The organism is Legionella waltersii (genome assembly GCF_001468085.1).
In the GTDB taxonomy this organism is placed as follows: domain Bacteria; phylum Pseudomonadota; class Gammaproteobacteria; order Legionellales; family Legionellaceae; genus Legionella; species Legionella waltersii.
On the sequence record NZ_LNZB01000015.1, the window covers coordinates 32953 to 50461 of the forward strand.

Sequence of the window (17509 nt, forward strand, 5' to 3'; positions counted from 1 at the left end):
TTTGTTTAGTGTTTTAATTTATCCATGATAAAAAATTCGAGAGAGTCAATTGCATTATTTGCACCGTCCTTTTTAATTAAGGACACGTGGATGTCCCTTAAAGGAGGTAGGAAATAATCATTCAGCCTATCTAAATAGTTTGGAATCATACTGCGTTGTATTGCAGTAATCCCAAGGCCTGCTCGAACAGCTGCCATTTTACCAGCATAACTTGGACTACTAAATGCTAAGCGCCATTTTAGGTGATGTTGATCGAGTGATTCAATGACGTTGCCGCGATAGACGCAGGGGTTGGGGGAGAGAATCAATGGAATGATTGTATTTTGATTAAGGGCTGGTAGTAATTCTTTTTTGCCCACCCACTCCACAGGCTCATTCCATACATTGATGCCTTCGGTGATTGGATGTTTTTCATTGGTTTTTATCAAAATTAAATCAAATTCGTCCTTATGAAATCGCTCAATTAAATTGAGGGTTAGATCACACTCCACATTAAGCATGACTCGGGGGTGAAGCCTTGAAAATTCAACCAAGATATCCGAGAGCATCATCGAGGCAAAGTCCTCTGGCAGGCCAAAACGAAGTTCTCCCTGAAGTTCTGGGGTTTTAAATCGATCTAACGATTCGCGGTGCAATTCATAGATTCGCTTCGCATAGCTTAAAAAAATCTCCCCATCTGGGGTTAAGGATAATTCTCGTCCGCGAGTAATTAATTGTTTTTCAAATAAATTCTCAAGTTTAGCAATTTGCTGACTAATGGCAGATTGAGTTCGGCCCACACGAGAGGCTGCTTTAGTAAAGCTTAGCGTTTCTGCAACTGCTAAAAAGCATTGCAACGTGATTGTATCCAGTGACATTAGAATTCCTAATAGCAAATATGAATATTTTTAATTTCACTTATATCAGCAGATCTAATATATTACCATTGTAGCAAAACAATTTCTAATGGGGAATGGTGTGAATACAATAGTTCTAATTCTTTTATGTCTCATGTTAGCCTGTCCAATTGGTGCGCTTGTCTTTAACTGCGTTTTAATTTCTAGACCAATCCTTGCTGCGCGCCTGGCAGGTTATTGTATTGGGGTAGGGTTTTTGACTGGGCTAGGCTTGCTCTCCTATTTATCCTTATCGCAGAATCTTACAGTCTACTTATTGATTAGCCTTAATACTCTCAGCTTATTGTTATGTAGTCTAGTCTTATTGGTAAGTTTTATCGTGCATCGCTTTTCATTAAGGTATATGCATGGCGACAGACTTTACAGGCGCTTTTTTCTTCTTTTATCGGCACTAACCTTAGCAGCCACGCTTATGGTTTTTGCGGATAATCTATTTTTATTCTGGAGTGCCTGGTCTGCTTCTAATCTATTGCTAGTGCTTTTGATGGTGCATAAAAAAGAATGGGCAGCTGCAAAAAATTCTGGGCTCTTGGCTTTTTATACTCTGTCAATTGGTAGCCTGTGTTTATTAATCGCGTTTATTATTTTAAGTGTGACCTATTCAACAAGCTCTATTTCAAGCTTGACTCAACTCTCTAGCCCTGACAACTTATCATCACTAACGTTTTCAATGGGCCTTATCTTAGTTGGAGCGCTCGCTCAATCTGGCCTACTTCCTTTTCATCGGTGGCTTATCAGTTCTTTAAATTCGCCAACCCCTGTTTCTGCGCTAATGCACGCAGGCCTTGTTAACGGAGGGGGGATATTACTCGTTAAATTTGCCCCACTGATGATGCTTTATCCTGGATTGCTCAATGTACTTTTTATAATCGGTTCCATCTCTGCCTTGGTGGGTACTATTTGGAAGCTGATGCAACATGATATTAAAAAAATGTTGGCTTGCTCAACCATGGCGCAAATGGGTTTTATGATGATGCAGTGTGGTGTTGGTTTATTTGCTGCAGCCATTGCTCATCTTTGTTGGCACGGATTATTTAAAGCTTATCTGTTTTTAAGTTCGGGCTCTGCAGTGAAACAAAAAAAATCAGAGACTAACTCTTCTAAGGTCTCTCCTATCATGCTCCTTAGCTCTCTTTCAGGTGGGGTGGTTGCGCTGAGTTCCTTTGCGTTCGTGACTCATAAGACCATCTCTTTATACGACCCCAGCGCTTTTGTCTTGTTCTTTGCCTTAATTGCCGGGGCTCAACTCATGCTCACTTGGATTCGTGTACACCAAACGATTTTAAGTATCGTCTCTGGGCTTGTTCTTGCACTACTTTCAGGGTTTATGTATGGCGCGAGCATCCAGCTGATTCAGTGGTTAATTCCAAGTATATCGATTCTGAAGGGAGGTCAACTATCGATCATTCATTGGGCCATCATGGTTTTATTTGGCGCGTTGTGGGCTTTCTTTAATTTGGGGTTGCATCAAAAAATCGGTCAATCAAAGTTGGGCTGCTGGCTTTATATGAGCTTGCTTAATTCAAGTCAGCCATCAAGAAAAACCGTGACTGCATTACGAAATGATTACAACTATTAATAGTCCTAAGGAGTATTTATGACTACTGCAAAAGTATTATCGAAACAAGATTTGATAAATTCAGGAACTAAAAATGAAGGCATGACTTATCATGGCGGAAAAAAGAAAGGGCTTGAAATTCAGGCCTTAGTTCACAATGCCGCAAAATGCATAGCGCCTGTTTGGCCAATCGAAACGTTTATTGCGTGTAACCCCTTGCAAGGGTTTGAGGGACAAACCTTTGAAGAAGCATTGGCTCGAGGTGGCTTCAGGCGTCATAGAGCCGAGCGTAATCTCCAACTCGAGGAAGTCAATCTGCAAATGATTAAATGGTGCGGTGGCATTTTTGATGCTGGGCAAGGCACTATTGACATGCCCCATCGTGAAAAGGGTTTTTATTATGGGTTCTTGAAGTTAGTTTGTTTTGATAAGCAGGTGCACCAGAATAACAAAGAAGCAAAAGCATTTCTGGAGCAATTACCTGAATCAGCAGAAGAGGCAATTGAAACTTGTCTGCTAAGACTTCACGTTCCAGAGGGACAAGAAGAAGCGTTTCTTGCAAAGACACTGTCTTATTTACCCGGATGGGCAGGATTTGTGAAATGGAAGACCGATTGGCAGAACACAAAGAAATCAGGAGAGCCGACAGTCACCCTTACCGATTTTCTGGCTGTGCGTTTGGTGCTAACCTGCGTCCTCTGGCCTGATGCAGCCACAGAAAAAAAAAGCGTCGACGATGGCTCTTTGGTTAAAAAAGTGCTGGCGACATTAAAGAATAATGAAGACCGCTATCGCAACAAGCTATTGAGTGAGCTTGTACCAGAGGCTAAGCAGGAGGTGGCTCCTATCCCGCGAAGAAATGCGCAATTGGTTTTTTGCATAGATGTACGTTCCGAGCCTTTTCGTCGCGCAATTGAGTCTTTAGGAGCCTATGAAACCTTTGGTTTTGCTGGATTTTTTGGACTTCCAGTGCGTATCGATGAGTTTGATACCAATAAAAACAAAGAGTGTTGCCCAGTCTTATTGAAACCTAAATATGCCATTAAAGAAATGCCAGCTGCTGCTAATAAAGACGATTTTGAACGTTATCAACGAGGAAAGGCTTTCATTAACGGCTGTAAAAGTCTTTATACTCACCTCAAACAAAATGTGTCGACACCCTTTGCCTTAGTTGAGTCCTTAGGGCTTTGGTGCGGTCTGAATATGACCTTAAAATCCTTAGCACCGGAATTAAGTAACCGTTCCATATCAGCCATCAAGGGTTGGTTGAAACCGTCCATACCGACCAAAGTGTCTTATGAATTAAGTGAAACTGATGCGGAGCAAGGTTTGTCTTTGCATGAGCAGATAAAATATGCTGAAACGGTATTGCGTCTTATGGGGCTTAGTTCAGGTTTTGCGAAACTCATTATTCTTTGTGGGCATGGAAGTACTACTGAAAATAATCCTTATGCTTCTGCTCTGGATTGCGGTGCCTGTGGTGGTAATCATGGAGGAATTAATGCTCGCTTATTGGCCTCCATTCTTAATAAACGTGAGGTTCGACAAGGATTAGAAGAATGTGGCATACACATCCCCCTGGATACGGTATTTTACGGAGCGCTGCATAATACAACCACAGATTGCGTTGAACTTTATACTCAGGATGTAGAGAAAACGATTTATCCAAAGCTTTTAAGTCAACTCCAAAGCGATTTGAAACAAGCAAAGCTTATAACGAATCAGGAACGAGGAATCAAATTGGAAAGTTGCAGTCCTCATAAAGACATTACCAGAAGAAGCATAGACTGGTCTGAAACACGACCTGAATGGGGCTTGGCACGAAATGCTGCTTTTATTGTTGGCCCTAGGCATCTAACCAAAAACATCTCTCTTGATGGTCGTTGTTTCTTGCATTCCTATTGCTACGACCAAGATCACGACGGGGCTTTGCTCGAGACGATTTTGACCGCGCCTATGGTAGTTGCTGAATGGATAAATACCCAATATTTGTTTTCAACCTTGGATAACGTTGCCTTTGGAAGTGGAAGCAAAATCACTCACAATGTGGTTGGAACTATTGGGGTAATGCAGGGTAATGGAAGCGATCTGATGCATGGACTTCCCCAGCAATCGGTCATGAGTTCCGATGAGAACGCTTATCATGAGCCACAGCGATTATTGACCGTTGTTTATGCCCCCAAAGAGATGGTTTCTCAAGTGATTGAAAAACACTCTATTTTAAAAACCTTATTTTTTAATCAATGGGTTCACCTAGTTGTTATCGATCCCATCAATCAAATTCCTTTTCATTTAAATCAATTCGGTATATGGAATTCAGTAGCCTATGAGTAAGGGGACAAAAATGAATGTTGTTAAAGTACAAGAGAGAAAAGACGTTGGTATTAATTTACATCCAATGAAAAAAATTGAGATTATCGTTGCAGGAGAGCATGAACACTTCATTTCATCGATGATGGACGAGGCGTCAGTGACAGGATACACCTTGATTAGAAACGTTTCTGGAAAAGGTCATCATGGCTTTCATGAGGGAAAAATGCTGTTTAATGAGAAATCCTCATTAGTCTTATTTATCGCAGTCGCACCTGAGGATGTGATCGTAACCTTAGCTTTAGGCATGAAAACTCTGTTTCAAAACGAGTCTGGGGTCATGTTTGTTTCCGATGTTTCGGTGGCAAGGCTTGATTATTTTCACACTATGGACACCTAAAATCATGTATTATAAAAATCAGACTGTCTTATTGGCGTCCAAGCACGAAAAGGAGCAAGTGATTGCTCCTCCGTTTATGAGTAGGCTATCGTGCAGTCTGGAAGTGCATGATTTTGATACTGATCAGTTTGGTACCTTTACTGGAGAAATTGCGCGAACTCTTAGCCCTTATGAAACCTGTCTTTTGAAAGCTCAAACAGCAGCAAAACGCTTTAACTATTCTCTTGCTGTTGCCTCTGAGGGAAGTTTTGGGCCTCATCCCGCATTTCCTTTTGTACCAAGCGCCCACGAGCTGATGGTGTTTGTTGATGGTTTTCGGGATTGGATCATTGCAGAGCAACTAGTCAGTCAAAAAACAAATTATGAGACGATAACAATTAACAAGAATACAGAGCTGGATGCTTTTCTTAAACGAGTCGGATTTCCATCTCATGCGCTTATTCTACAAGAGGCAATGACTCAACGAGTTTTAGCTAAGGGAATTAACAACGTGGAATGCCTGAATGATAATCTCAAACTTGGTTTTAAAACTGAAAAAGAATTACTTTTAACAACAGACATGCGAGCGATGATGAATCCGACTCGAATGGAGGTGATTGGTGAGTTGGCCGATAAGTTAACACAACGTATTGCTAGCCTTTGTGCTCGATGTGAACGCCCAGGCTTTGGATTCAAGGCGACTCGAGGCGCACTGCTTTGTTCTCTTTGTGGCTCTCCAACCTCATTTTATGAGGAGGAAGTATGGGGTTGTATAGCATGTGAACATCAAGAGTATAAAATGCGACGAGATGGTTTGTTAAAAGCAGATCCCACCCACTGTGATTATTGCAACCCTTAATCATCATGGTGTGCGATTTCTTAATCGACTGTTATTGGAGGTAAACATTAGCAAGCAATGCAAGGATTGGGATAAACACAATTTATCCCAATAATTAAGATCATTTTGCGACCGCGCTCTTATTAACTCAACCTTCTATTCGTCCATTAAATTTCAATATTACCTAAATCAACCATCTTATCGCCTACTTCAACACCGAGTGTCTTGATCAGTTGATTACCTAAGTAGAAAGTAATTTCATAAGAACCTGGTTCGGTTAATTGGTACAAAAGTCCGCTGCTAGAACGCAAGGCAAAGGTACGATTTGGAGCATCGCCATCAAATGCAAGCTTATTTAAACCCTCAATTTTTTTCAGGGAATAACGCACTTCATTTGGATTAGAGGTTTGAACATGGGCACGAAAACCGCTTTGTGATAGCCGGGTAAGCAGCGCTCGCCAACCACCTTCCTGACGGACAACCGTTACATCGCGCCATTCATTATAATCAGGAAGGAAACTGAAAGCATTCACCTCAATACAAAAGGCAAACACACCATGTTCTCTCCACTGCCAATCCAAATCAGAACCATCCGCTTCATAAATGACTTCAGCAACAGGACCTACTTCGTAGGCATGTGTTTGATTGGCATCATTACGAATCTTGGCATTCATACTTTCACCAATAGATTGAAACAGATCTTTGGCAGGATTATTGACGCTTAGACAGCCATTTGGATAAAGGATTAATTCGCTGTAGGAGTGATAACTGATATCAACCACAGGTTTTAATGTTTCAACCAAATGCATCATTGCTTGGGTTTCTGGCTCGCTACCAGCAGCTGGTCCTCGGTAGGTTTCGTTGTATGGATCGCCACTTGAACCATCACAATAATTCCAATAACTGGGATAATTACGATTGAGGTCTACTCCAACGATATCTCCATCAAATTTATAGGTGTTTTTACGCCACATCAGATGACCATCAGCGACTAGCGCATTCCCATCAGGATTTACCTGAGGAACAAGCACCACCCTAAAATGATCCAACCAGTACGTTATCTCTGCATCATTACCGTATTGTTCAGTGAGCACTTTGGCAATATGCATGATTACTTCAGGCGTCATCACTTCTCGCGCATGATGCATGCCATTAAAAAGAGCGACTGGTTTATTCGTGTCTCCTGGGTTCGCTGAAATTTCCAATGCCATGATCGGACGGTCTTGGTGGGTTTTTCCTGCTTCAAATAATTTCGTAATGGTTGGGTAGCGAGCATTCACGTCCGTCAATGCTTGACGTACCTGAGTAGGAGTCATATAGCCCTGTATCGATTCAGCCAGCTTTTGAAGAGTATAATTTGCTTTTCGAATGTGAAGATTCTGTTTCTGCAATTGCAAAAGCTCTGCTGGTGTTACAAAAACTTCTGCCCAGTGTTCTTTTACATTCATGCCAAGCACGTCCATCTTTTTCAATAATTGCAATTGTGCATGTGCTACATCTGCTTGATCATCAAAATCAACATAGATGATTTGCTTTTTTTCTGTTTGGACTGCAAAGACATTGCTTGTGAACACTATTGCAATAAGCATGACGCAGAATTTTAACTTAAATTGGATGGACTTTCGCATAGACAATATTCCCTTATCCTATTGATGAAGGAAGAAATAATATCGATTTAATGGATAAATTCAAGATTTGCATTAGAAAAGTAGGTCGGAACATGACCTAATGGCGCTGCCTTAAGCAGGGTCATTCGTGAAAGCGGATAGTTCCGTACCCGCTTGCTGACGCGCGTGTCTCGGCTCACTCCCTGCCGTGACTAGGATTTGATTCAGATAGCAAAGAAGAAACCGAGCCGCGCGCGTCAGCAAGCGGACCTATGCTGGCCGGATAGAGGAACCTAATGACACCGCTTAAGGCAGCGTCATTAGAACATGACCCAACCATGAATGGTTGTTTTCATAGTGTTCTATTATTAGGTCGCGACTCAACCTGCTTGCTCATTGGGTCAATGACAACAATTTATAAGAGAGGACACCGTGATTTAAACACTAGCTACCTGACTGTTTGAAAGGTAAACTTGTTTCGCCAGAAAGTTCGCTCTGATAGGGCAATGTAGCAGGATCCACATCAGCCAGTTTAATAAAAATTTGTCTTGGATCGGATGGTTCTGGACTATTGTTTGAGCCAACAATTTTAATTTCAAAAAACTTTGAGGCACCCATAGTCATGTGTTTCAAAATAGACTAACTTAATTTAAGCATAGTACCTATTTTTTTATTTATTTTCGACTTTTATACAGAGAGCTTACTGGTGTGAAAATGAATTCGGGACCGGATTAGGAATGGACTTATCATGAATAATAATGACACTCTAAAAAAAATGTGTGATGGCTTTGATCAATCTGATGATGAAATCATTGGAAACTATCAATCCATAAAAGTTGATCTCTCAAAATCGGACCTTGACGATTTTTTAAAAATTGGTCAATCAGAAACTTATCCCGCAGGAACTATTATTTTTAATGAAGGTGATCCCGCTGACTCCTTTTTTATTATTATCGAGGGCGTTGCTGAAATCTATAAAAAAGCGGTGGATGAGTATGGTGAGCAGAGCATCCATGTTCTAGCTTCTTTATCAAAAGACGCCATTGTCGGGGAGATGGCCCTCATTGAAAACGCTAACCGCTCAGCTTATGTTCGAGCTAAAACCGATCTCACTGTCATCAAATACAAGTTGGAAAGCATAGGTGCGAAACCAAAACTTAACGTGCTGTTAATTAAAAATATTGCTCACATCTTGTCGGAGAGACTCCGTTTTACTACGGATATAACCGTTAAAAATATGCAGATTGTTTTAAAGGAATCTTTAGGGCGTAATGCATTAGGTGTGTTTATTATAGCCTTGCTTTGGATTATATGCCTTTATACGTTGTCTTTACATTACCTGGTTTGGATAATCCACAAAGAGAAAATCACTACGACATTGTCCGTCTGTTTAATCTCAATCTATGCGATTGCAACACTCATAGCAATGCATTTTACAGGTCTCCCCTATTCCCGGTTTGGAATTACCCTCAATAATTGGGCAAAAAATACTCTGGAAGCAGTGGCACTTACCATTCCACCGATGTTAATCGTATTATTGATCAAGGTATTTATCGTAGAGTTCAATCCTCTGGAGAAAACCCAACTATTTACAGGAACAAAACTCTTCTATGTTAATCAGCAAGTGGATTGGGAATATTATTTAACCACCCTATTTTTATACAGTCTTTTTGCACCGATTCAAGAATTAATTGCACGATGTGCTCTTCAATCAACCTTTTTCAATTTTTTACCTGGAAAACAATCGTTTCGAAAATGGAACGCAATCATTCTCTCAAATCTACTCTTTTCGACCATGCATACTCATTTTGGAGTTAGATTTACTTTCTTAACTTTTATAGCAGGACTTTATTGGGGATGGCTGTATCATAGACAAAGGTCGTTTCTTGGAGTATCAGTTTCTCATGCTCTTTTAGGCAGTTGGGCCTTATTAGTGGTTGGATTACGTTAAACCTAAGCAATACAAACTGGGTTAATCCTTTTTCAATACTTGATATTTGATCTCAAAAAAATCATCATTAAAAACGAACAAGCGAAGATACATTCCTTCAGTATACTTCGTTAATATGGGCTACGTGTTGTTATACACACTTTTACAGCGGAATAGAGATGAAATGTCTGGCCAGGTCCTCGACCTATGGTATGAAAATCAGTGAATAAGGATAAGATGAGTACAGCTCTAGTTTGGTTTAGACAGGATTTGCGAATAGCTGATAATCCTGCACTTTTTGAAGCATGCATGAATCATGAAACGATCCTACCAATCTATATCTTAGAAGAAAAACACAGTGTTCTGGGTGAAGCACAAGCATGGTGGCTCCATCATAGCCTTCTCAGTTTAAATAACTCGCTCAAACAACAACTGGGATTAACACTCCTGCTGCGCAAAGGCCACCCTCTCGACATTATTTTAGAGTTAGTCAACACAGGATTGATAGATTCTGTTTATTGGAATCGATGTTATGAACCCATGAGTATCGAACGGGATAAAAAAATCAAAACAACACTTCAAGAAAGAAGCGTTAATGTCTTTAGTTTTAATGGAAGCTTATTGAATGAACCCTGGACAATCAGCAATAAAAACGGTGAGTTTTTTAAAGTCTTTACTCCTTATTGGAAATCCTGCCGACAAGGCCTTATTTCTCAACCTGAAAAATGGATAACCTCTAATCCTGCTTCCGTTGATTTAGGTAGTGATGAACTTCAAGAATGGAAACTTTTACCTCGACTCAATTGGGCGTCTCGATTTTCTGAATTTTGGACGCCAGGTGAAGCCGGTGCTCAACAAAAGCTGGATAAATTTATCGCCCATCATCTCCAAGGTTATAAAATTAATCGTGATATTCCCGAAAAACAAGCAACTTCACACCTTTCACCGCATTTACACTTTGGTGAAATCAGTCCATGGACCATTTTGAGAGCCGTTGAATTCGCTAAGCTCGATCCATACTGTGATTTAGCAGGAGCAGAGCATTTTTTATCAGAACTCGGATGGCGTGAGTTTTCTTATTACTTGCTCTACCATGTACCATCCCTGCCGTACAAAAACTTCAAAAGTGAGTTTGATGCATTTCCTTGGCATAACGATGAGTCATCATTAAAACAATGGCAACAAGGAATGACCGGATATCCCATCATTGATGCAGGCATGCGCGAGCTCTGGGCAACAGGGTATATGCATAATCGGGTACGCATGATTGCAGCCTCATTTCTTACTAAAGGTTTATTTATTGACTGGAGATTAGGTGCTGATTGGTTTTTAGATACTTTGGTTGATGCCGATTTAGCAAATAATAGTGCCAGTTGGCAATGGGTCGCAGGTTCTGGTGCTGATGCAGCGCCCTACTTCCGAATATTTAACCCAGTTCTCCAAAGCCAAAAATTTGATCCTAATGGAGCCTATATTCGTCGTTGGATTCCAGAGCTTACTTCCTTAAATAATGATGCAATTCATGCCCCATGGGAATCAGCTGGTGCAACTTTGATTTACAACAAAACCAATTACCCTAAACCCATCATCAATCATAGCGAAGCTCGCTCCAAAGCGTTAGGGTATTACAATCAACTAAAGAATAGGACAATCACATGATTCCTTGTTTTTTCATCTTTGGTTTTGGTTATACAGCCAAAGCTCTTACCAATAAACTACTCTCACAAGATTTTAGAATCATCGGAACATCCCGCACCACCAATGAACAGCAGAAGAATAATGTAAGCATCCAATTGATTGATTTCGACTGTCCGAGCCTAGAAGACTACTTAAGTCGCGCAACTCATCTCTTAATTTGTATTCCTCCCTCAAGCACCCTTGATGATTTAGTACTCAATAAATACAGCGACATCATTAAAAAACAATCCTCTCATCTTCAATGGCTTGGTTATCTTTCTTCCACAGGAGTTTATGGAGACTATCAGGGAAAGTGGGTGGATGAAGAGAGTAAGTGCATCCCTCATACAAAGACCGGTGTTGCCCGTCTAAAAGCGGAGCAAGCTTGGATATCCTTCGCTACGGATAATCACTTGCCACTCCATGTTTTTAGGCTATCCGGTATTTATGGGCCAGGGAGAAACGCACTTGCGCGGTTGATACATGGGAAAACATACAGCATAGTCAAACAAGAACAGGTATTTTGTCGCGTGCATGTTGAAGACATTGTTTCAACGCTTATCGCATCGATTCAATCACCAAACCCCCTTTCTATTTATAATGTATCTGATGATGAACCAGCGCCAGCTCATGTGGTTGACAGCTATGCTGCCAAACTCTTGAATCGAGAACCACCTACTTTGCTCCCTTTCTCAGAAGCAAATTTATCGCCCATGGAGCAAGAGTTTTACGCCAATAATCGTCGAGTTTCTAATTTAAAAATCAAGAAAGAATTGAAGGTAACTTTGAAGTATCCCACTTATAAAGAGGGACTCACTGAAATTTGGAGAAATGAGTTTGCTCGTGAATAAACTTAAATCACACTACTCGGTGAAGTGAGCTATTCGATTCAACGATCTGTACGTGAGTTTAGAATATCGTAAGGCAGGTATAGCCTAAGCCCTTTTGGATCGAGTCAGGGACTATGCCCAAACATAAGGTATTGCTGAGATCACTCTTCAAACAGCACTCACTGATACTCAAGCAGATGAGGTGATGGATGTTGCCTAAGTCCCGTCAGGTCCTGCCCTTATTACTCTTTGCTAATACTGGCTTGTATCTTTAAACGGTAAGCAAAAAGGGAAGACATCTACCCCCTTATTTTATTGTGGTTGATTTTGTTGTTGGTCATTGGGTTGCTGTTGTTGAATTTGTGGTGGTTGCTCAACAGGTTGTTGTTCTTGAATTTGCGGCTGTTGCTCAACAGGTTGTGGTTCTTGAATTTGCGGTGGTTGCTCAACAGGTTGTTGTTCTTGAATTTGCGGTGGTTGCTCAACAGGTTGTTGTTCTTGAATTTGCGGTTGTTGCTCAACAGGTTGTTGTTCTTGAATTTGCGGTGGTTGCTCAACAGGTTGTTGTTCTTGAATTTGCGGTGGTTGCTCAACAGGTTGTTGTTCTTGAGTTTGTGGTTGTTGCTCAACAGGTTGTTGTTCTTGAGTTTGTGGTTGTTGCTCAACAGGTTGTTGTTCTTGAATTTGTGGTTGTTGCTCAACAGGTTGTTGTTCTTGAATTTGAGGTTGTTGCTCAACAGGTTGTTGCTCTTGAATTTGTGGTTGTTGCTCAACAGGTTGTTGTTCTTGAATTTGTGGTTGTTGCTCAACAGGTTGTTGTTCTTTCTGTTCAACAGGCTGTTGCTGTTGATCCTGATTCTGCGGTTGTTCGACTGGCTGCTGTTGTTCTTGATTTTGTGGTTGCTCTTCAGAGGGTTTTTGCTCATGAATTTGCTGTTGAACATCAGGCTTTTGCTCAGTTGATGGCTGTTCATTGGACTTGATTTCAACGGGTTGGGGAATCGTTTGTGGATCAACTAGTTTTAATTGTTCTTGCTCCTCCGGTTTAGTAACTTGTATTTCTTTGACTTCTTCTGAGGTGAGTGGTTTCCCTGGATTCTTTTCTAATAATTTTTGTTCCTCGGTAAATGGCACTTGTGGAGTAGGTGGTTCAGTGATAACAACAGTTGGTTTGGTCATGATCTCTGCTGCAGGTTTAGACTCAGCAGCTTGCTGGCCTCCCAGAAAACTGGACTGATCTGGTGTAATGGTTGCCGTAGGTGTCTTAGGTGCTTTAACAATGATTTCGTCAGAGACTTGCACCTGTGCATTATTCACTGGTTGGGACTGGACAAATGTGTTTAATGGAACGGCGGTAATTCCTTGCTGTACAGTAACATTTTGGTAATTGAGTGTCGTGTTTTGATTATTATAAACAGTTGTTACGTAGGTGTTATTAATCACTGTGTTGTTGACATTAATTTGTTGAAAATAATTACGACTGACTTGATAGGGGGGAATATAAATATCTCCTGGACCTAGAGGAAACCAGGCAATACTTGGCCTATTCGCTACAGAAAGCTGGTAATTTCTGCCACCAACAAAAGCGACAAGAGCCGGAGCATACATCGGTTCTGCTTCGATTGGGCCAGGTATCCAAGCCCATCTTCTTTCAATAAAAATCCATCGCCCATAATGAAAGGGTGCAAAGCCCCATGGTTGTTCATCGACCCATGTCCAACCCCAATGACGTACCCATACCCATTGTCCCGTTCTATAAGGAGCCCAGTTATTGCCAACATTGTTTGGAGACCATACGTAACCGTATTTTTTTACTTTCCGCCAAGTTCCATGAGTATCCAAATCTTCATAACCAATAACAGCCGTATTTACGTATCTGGGTTTGTTTATTTTTTGTGGCTGATCTCGGTCCATAGACCAACGATCAAAACCATCAATAGGGCCAACTGCTGAACATTGATAACCTTGCAACTTAGTTCCTTTAAATTGGCAGGTTTGGCCTTGATTGATTGTATAAGCCGATTTTTCGCCATACACATCCGTTTGCCCTTTGCGAACGGTGACCGTTGTGGAGGCATTATTTACATCGATTCGATAATAACCGTTTTTTTTGATAATCACTGCCAAATTTGGCGTATCAATTTCATAGACTTGATTAGGTTTTAATTGAACGACGTTTAAAGCAAATGTTCCATCACTCAACTTAAACTGTGCAATTTGATTGTTTAAATTTAGAATTTGCACGCTCGTCCTGCTTCCTAAACGTGTCGTTGCTAGTCCAAGTTGTAACTCAACTTTAGAGTCTGTATCAGACCACAGGCTATCCCCTAATACCAAAGGACGATTAAGATTTGTTTTTATCCATTTCGTTTCAGAAGCAGGTAGATAACTGACCACCCCAGAGATAAGACTGATTCGAGCCACACGTGTTGATGGATCGGCACTGGCAATGCTTGAAGTAACAATCAAAGGAAGTGAAAATAGAACATAAAATAACGTGCAAGTTTTGCCAGCCAAGCTCTTCATAGAAACAATCCTTGTTCGAAACAGTAGTGAACCATGACGTTGTAATACAAAATGTAACATGTTCAGAACTAGACTTGCTATAAGGCGTTCATTTTTTGGTGAATGAAGCCCCAAAGAAATACAGGGAATAAATAAAGCCGGTGAACGAAGGTTGAGTCATTGACTCAACCTTATGGGCCCATGTAGCAAACTAGGCTTATGAAAATAGTGAACCTTTAAAATTTTGTGGTTTCAATGCATCTTCCGCATTATGTTGTTGTTCAAGTTTTTCTCGAACAATGACTGCTAAATCGAGTAATTTCGTCTTAATACTTTGTGACTGCATCACATCGAAATCATTTGCTACAGAAATCAGGGCTCCCGCATAGACTTTAAATGTAAAGCGTTCTGTTAAACTCTGTAATCCTGCACTAAGGGTTGCGTTGTCTCGATCTCTCAACGCCTTTTGTAGTTTATCCCATAAATGGAAATAACCTCGGGGTAGTGTAATTTGCTCCTGGGCCTCTGGTTCTAGTATAGGTTCTATCTCTAGACCTTGTACCATTCTTATAATCTCGTCCACTGCATTTTCTAGAACATCAGCAACAGGTTCTGCTTCAGGTTCTGGTGTAGGCTCTGGTTGAACGTTGTTCTCTATTGCAGGTGGTATAAATTCACTGAATGCCCCCCCGAGCTCTCTCATAATTGCAATGTCTTCCTCACTTGGAATCATACCCTTTTCACGAATTAATACACGAATGATTTCAATGAGTTTGGCAGTATAAGCGTCATTGGCCTCTTGGCTGTCACCAAGCACGTTGGCAAATCCAGCTTGTTCGATTTTAAGAATCGCCGTGAGAATAGTCATGTTGTAATTAAAAACTGGCCTAAATCGTTCAGGAATTAAACGTTGGTGAACGCCAAGGACCTCGATCACATTAATTGGCAAATTTATGCTGGTCTCTGATACGTCTCTTACAGCATCCACCGTTTCTCTTTTATGGGACAACCCTACCATCTTGACCGTGGATGCTCCAACCAAATACACGGCGTTCACAAAACCCGTTTTATTTGAAGTGTTCCAGGTTTGTACCTGCTTCTCAAAAGATCCATCCAGAATGCTTATCAATAATCGTTGTGCTCTATTATCTTCTAAAAAATTCTTATCCGCTTTTTTTCCATGACCAGTTCTACCAAACAGAGAATACATCTATAAATCACCTCTTATAAAATTAATGTGGCCGCATTTTATCACCTTTGTCGCAAAATGATATACTTAGGCCAAATAAAAACACATTAAATGCGATAGAAGGAGAAATAAACATGGGGTTTAGGTCAAACGAACCAAACTAATTGACTGGGGTATTCTTGTATTAATCGAATGAGTGCTCCTAGCTCGCATTGATAATATATAGTAGAGTGATCAATCTAATTAATCATGATTTGATCTAAATGCGAACCTTTGTACCTGGTTATTACATAATTGAAGGACCTAAGCGAAAGTCATGGTCTGAATTTACTAACTACTCATTCTTACTGTTTAATTGGGCCCTAACTTTTATTGCAAGACGTGCCATCATCAATGTAGCACTAGGGCCCGATGAAATCAGGCTTCAAAAACCCGTTCATGTGATTTTTTTTTCAGATGATAGATCTGAAAAAGGCTCCGTCATTGTTAATCTTCTTCCTGGAAAATCGTCTAAAGCACCAACGAGTTACTACGATAAATTACCTCGATTTTCAAATACGGCGAAAAGACAGCTATCCAATACTAAACCAAGTAATCAACGTTACATTGATTCCATAATCAATGAAATTGGGCTTCTTCTTGAGGGAAGATCCACTCAGGAAAAATGCAGAAATAAACAATTTTCAATTGAAGACATCCATATTAAAGGAATTGAAAGACTTGATGATCACTTAGCGAACTATTTCAAAGAGCAGATGCATCAAAAATACGGTAAAGCGTTTTTTGAGCGTCCTCGTAAAGTTCAATTGAATTTTTATACCTTAGAAACTGCTGATCATGCCGTTCTTGAGTCTGTGGAAATTCCAAACACAGACGAAGAATTGAAGCCTATGTCCGAACGAAAATTTGTCATTTCCTGCATGGCTAGAAACCAAAACTACATGTATTGGCTCAAAGATTTATACACTTCGGCTAAACACATAGGTTGTACTGTGATTGGCTTTAATTATCGTGGACTTGACTACAGTAAAGGCATGATCTGGACTTATAAAAATCTGGTTGATGATGCTCTTTCACAAGCACGACGCTTAATTGAATCAGGTGTTAAACCTGAGAATATCGCCTTTGAAGGGATGAGTATGGGAGCAGCTGTTGCTACTATTACCGCAGCAAAAATGCACGAGAATGGTCTTAGAGTAAAATTATATAATGAACGTTCCTATCGATCGCTTCTCCGTTTAATGATTGGTTATATAATGCCGGACAGTACGAGCAACCCATGGAACCCATTAACTTGGTTAAACTATGTTGCTGTGGGATGTGCTTACCTTTTTCTTACTCCTGCCATTTGTCTTCTAGGATGGCATTTAGATGCCGCAAACGCATGGGATAGAATTCCTTTTGCCTACAAAATTTATTCTGTAGCGAGAAATCACCAAAATCCAGCACAACCGGATGACGATGATCTTGTTCATGATAGTTTTTCATCCATAGCTTCTCTTATGGCTCAACACTTAGAAGAGATAAAATACACGCATCAAAATGGCGGATCCCTTTCAATAGAAGAACAGCAAATGTTGGCTGATAAACCCGAATCTCATGAGTTTACATTGGACAGAAATAATGCGATGAACACGAACCCATCAAACCACTCTGCACCACGTCGTTTCCTAGTTGATACTCAGAGTCATCAACAAACAATGCACACTTATATGATAGAGCATGTCCGTGAAATGCTAGAAATCACGCCCCCAGGATTAGAAGCCCATATTAACAAAGCGTAATACGGG

Annotated in this window: 13 protein-coding genes; 8 read left to right on the plus strand and 5 right to left on the minus strand. The window is 40.6% G+C overall.

Features of this window, described 5'->3' with window-relative positions; all coding sequences use genetic code 11:
- Positions 1-5 precede the first annotated feature (5 nt).
- On the minus strand, positions 6-857 hold the full coding sequence (locus Lwal_RS03350) for a LysR substrate-binding domain-containing protein (protein WP_058479507.1): 852 nt from the start codon (positions 855-857) through the stop codon (positions 6-8).
- A 100-nt stretch (positions 858-957) separates the two neighbouring features.
- On the opposite strand from Lwal_RS03350, the gene Lwal_RS03355 reads away from it, so the two are divergent.
- From Lwal_RS03355 to Lwal_RS03370, 4 genes are read left to right on the plus strand one after another with little or no spacing between them, the layout of a single operon-like run.
- A complete protein-coding gene (locus tag Lwal_RS03355; protein WP_095197585.1) occupies positions 958-2475 on the plus strand; it encodes a proton-conducting transporter transmembrane domain-containing protein in 1518 nt (505 codons plus the stop codon).
- Positions 2476-2493: 18 nt separating this feature from the next.
- Positions 2494-4788 carry a DUF2309 domain-containing protein gene (locus Lwal_RS03360; protein WP_058479509.1) on the plus strand — a complete coding sequence of 765 codons (2295 nt, stop codon included), beginning with the start codon at positions 2494-2496 and terminating at the stop codon, positions 4786-4788.
- Positions 4789-4798: 10 nt separating this feature from the next.
- Complete coding sequence (locus Lwal_RS03365) at positions 4799-5164, plus strand: P-II family nitrogen regulator (RefSeq protein WP_058479510.1); 366 nt, start codon at positions 4799-4801, stop codon at positions 5162-5164.
- A gap of 4 nt (positions 5165-5168) precedes the next feature.
- Complete coding sequence (locus Lwal_RS03370; protein ID WP_058479511.1) at positions 5169-6002, plus strand: DUF6671 family protein; 834 nt, start codon at positions 5169-5171, stop codon at positions 6000-6002.
- Between the two features lie 146 nt (positions 6003-6148).
- On the opposite strand, the gene Lwal_RS03375 is transcribed toward Lwal_RS03370, so the two are convergent.
- Entirely contained in the window at positions 6149-7609 is a 1461-nt protein-coding gene (locus Lwal_RS03375) for a M14 family metallopeptidase (RefSeq protein WP_058479512.1), read from the minus strand.
- A 423-nt stretch (positions 7610-8032) separates the two neighbouring features.
- On the minus strand, positions 8033-8212 hold the full coding sequence (locus Lwal_RS17235; RefSeq protein WP_095197586.1) for a hypothetical protein: 180 nt from the start codon (positions 8210-8212) through the stop codon (positions 8033-8035).
- Between the two features lie 124 nt (positions 8213-8336).
- Here Lwal_RS17235 and Lwal_RS03380 point away from each other — a divergent pair, with 124 nt between their 5' ends.
- The 3 genes from Lwal_RS03380 to Lwal_RS03390 all read left to right on the plus strand — a co-directional run bounded on the left by Lwal_RS03380 (position 8337) and on the right by Lwal_RS03390 (position 12046).
- Positions 8337-9539 carry a cyclic nucleotide-binding domain-containing protein gene (locus tag Lwal_RS03380; RefSeq protein WP_058479513.1) on the plus strand — a complete coding sequence of 401 codons (1203 nt, stop codon included), beginning with the start codon at positions 8337-8339 and terminating at the stop codon, positions 9537-9539.
- A 216-nt stretch (positions 9540-9755) separates the two neighbouring features.
- On the plus strand, positions 9756-11177 hold the full coding sequence (locus tag Lwal_RS03385; RefSeq protein WP_058479514.1) for a cryptochrome/photolyase family protein: 1422 nt from the start codon (positions 9756-9758) through the stop codon (positions 11175-11177).
- A complete protein-coding gene (locus Lwal_RS03390) occupies positions 11174-12046 on the plus strand; it encodes an SDR family oxidoreductase (RefSeq protein WP_058479515.1) in 873 nt (290 codons plus the stop codon). Before Lwal_RS03385 ends, Lwal_RS03390 begins: the two co-directional genes overlap by 4 nt.
- 291 nt (positions 12047-12337) lie before the next feature.
- On the opposite strand, the gene Lwal_RS17240 is transcribed toward Lwal_RS03390, so the two are convergent.
- Both Lwal_RS17240 and Lwal_RS03400 read right to left on the minus strand, forming a co-directional pair.
- Positions 12338-14551 (minus strand): DUF6600 domain-containing protein, encoded by a 2214-nt coding sequence (locus tag Lwal_RS17240; protein ID WP_058479516.1) that lies wholly within the window; start codon positions 14549-14551, stop codon positions 12338-12340.
- A 196-nt stretch (positions 14552-14747) separates the two neighbouring features.
- Entirely contained in the window at positions 14748-15740 is a 993-nt protein-coding gene (locus Lwal_RS03400) for a hypothetical protein (protein ID WP_058479517.1), read from the minus strand.
- Between the two features lie 242 nt (positions 15741-15982).
- Here Lwal_RS03400 and Lwal_RS03405 point away from each other — a divergent pair, with 242 nt between their 5' ends.
- Positions 15983-17503, plus strand: coding sequence for an alpha/beta hydrolase family protein (locus Lwal_RS03405; RefSeq protein ID WP_058479518.1), 1521 nt, complete (start codon positions 15983-15985; stop codon positions 17501-17503).
- Positions 17504-17509: the final 6 nt, after the last annotated feature.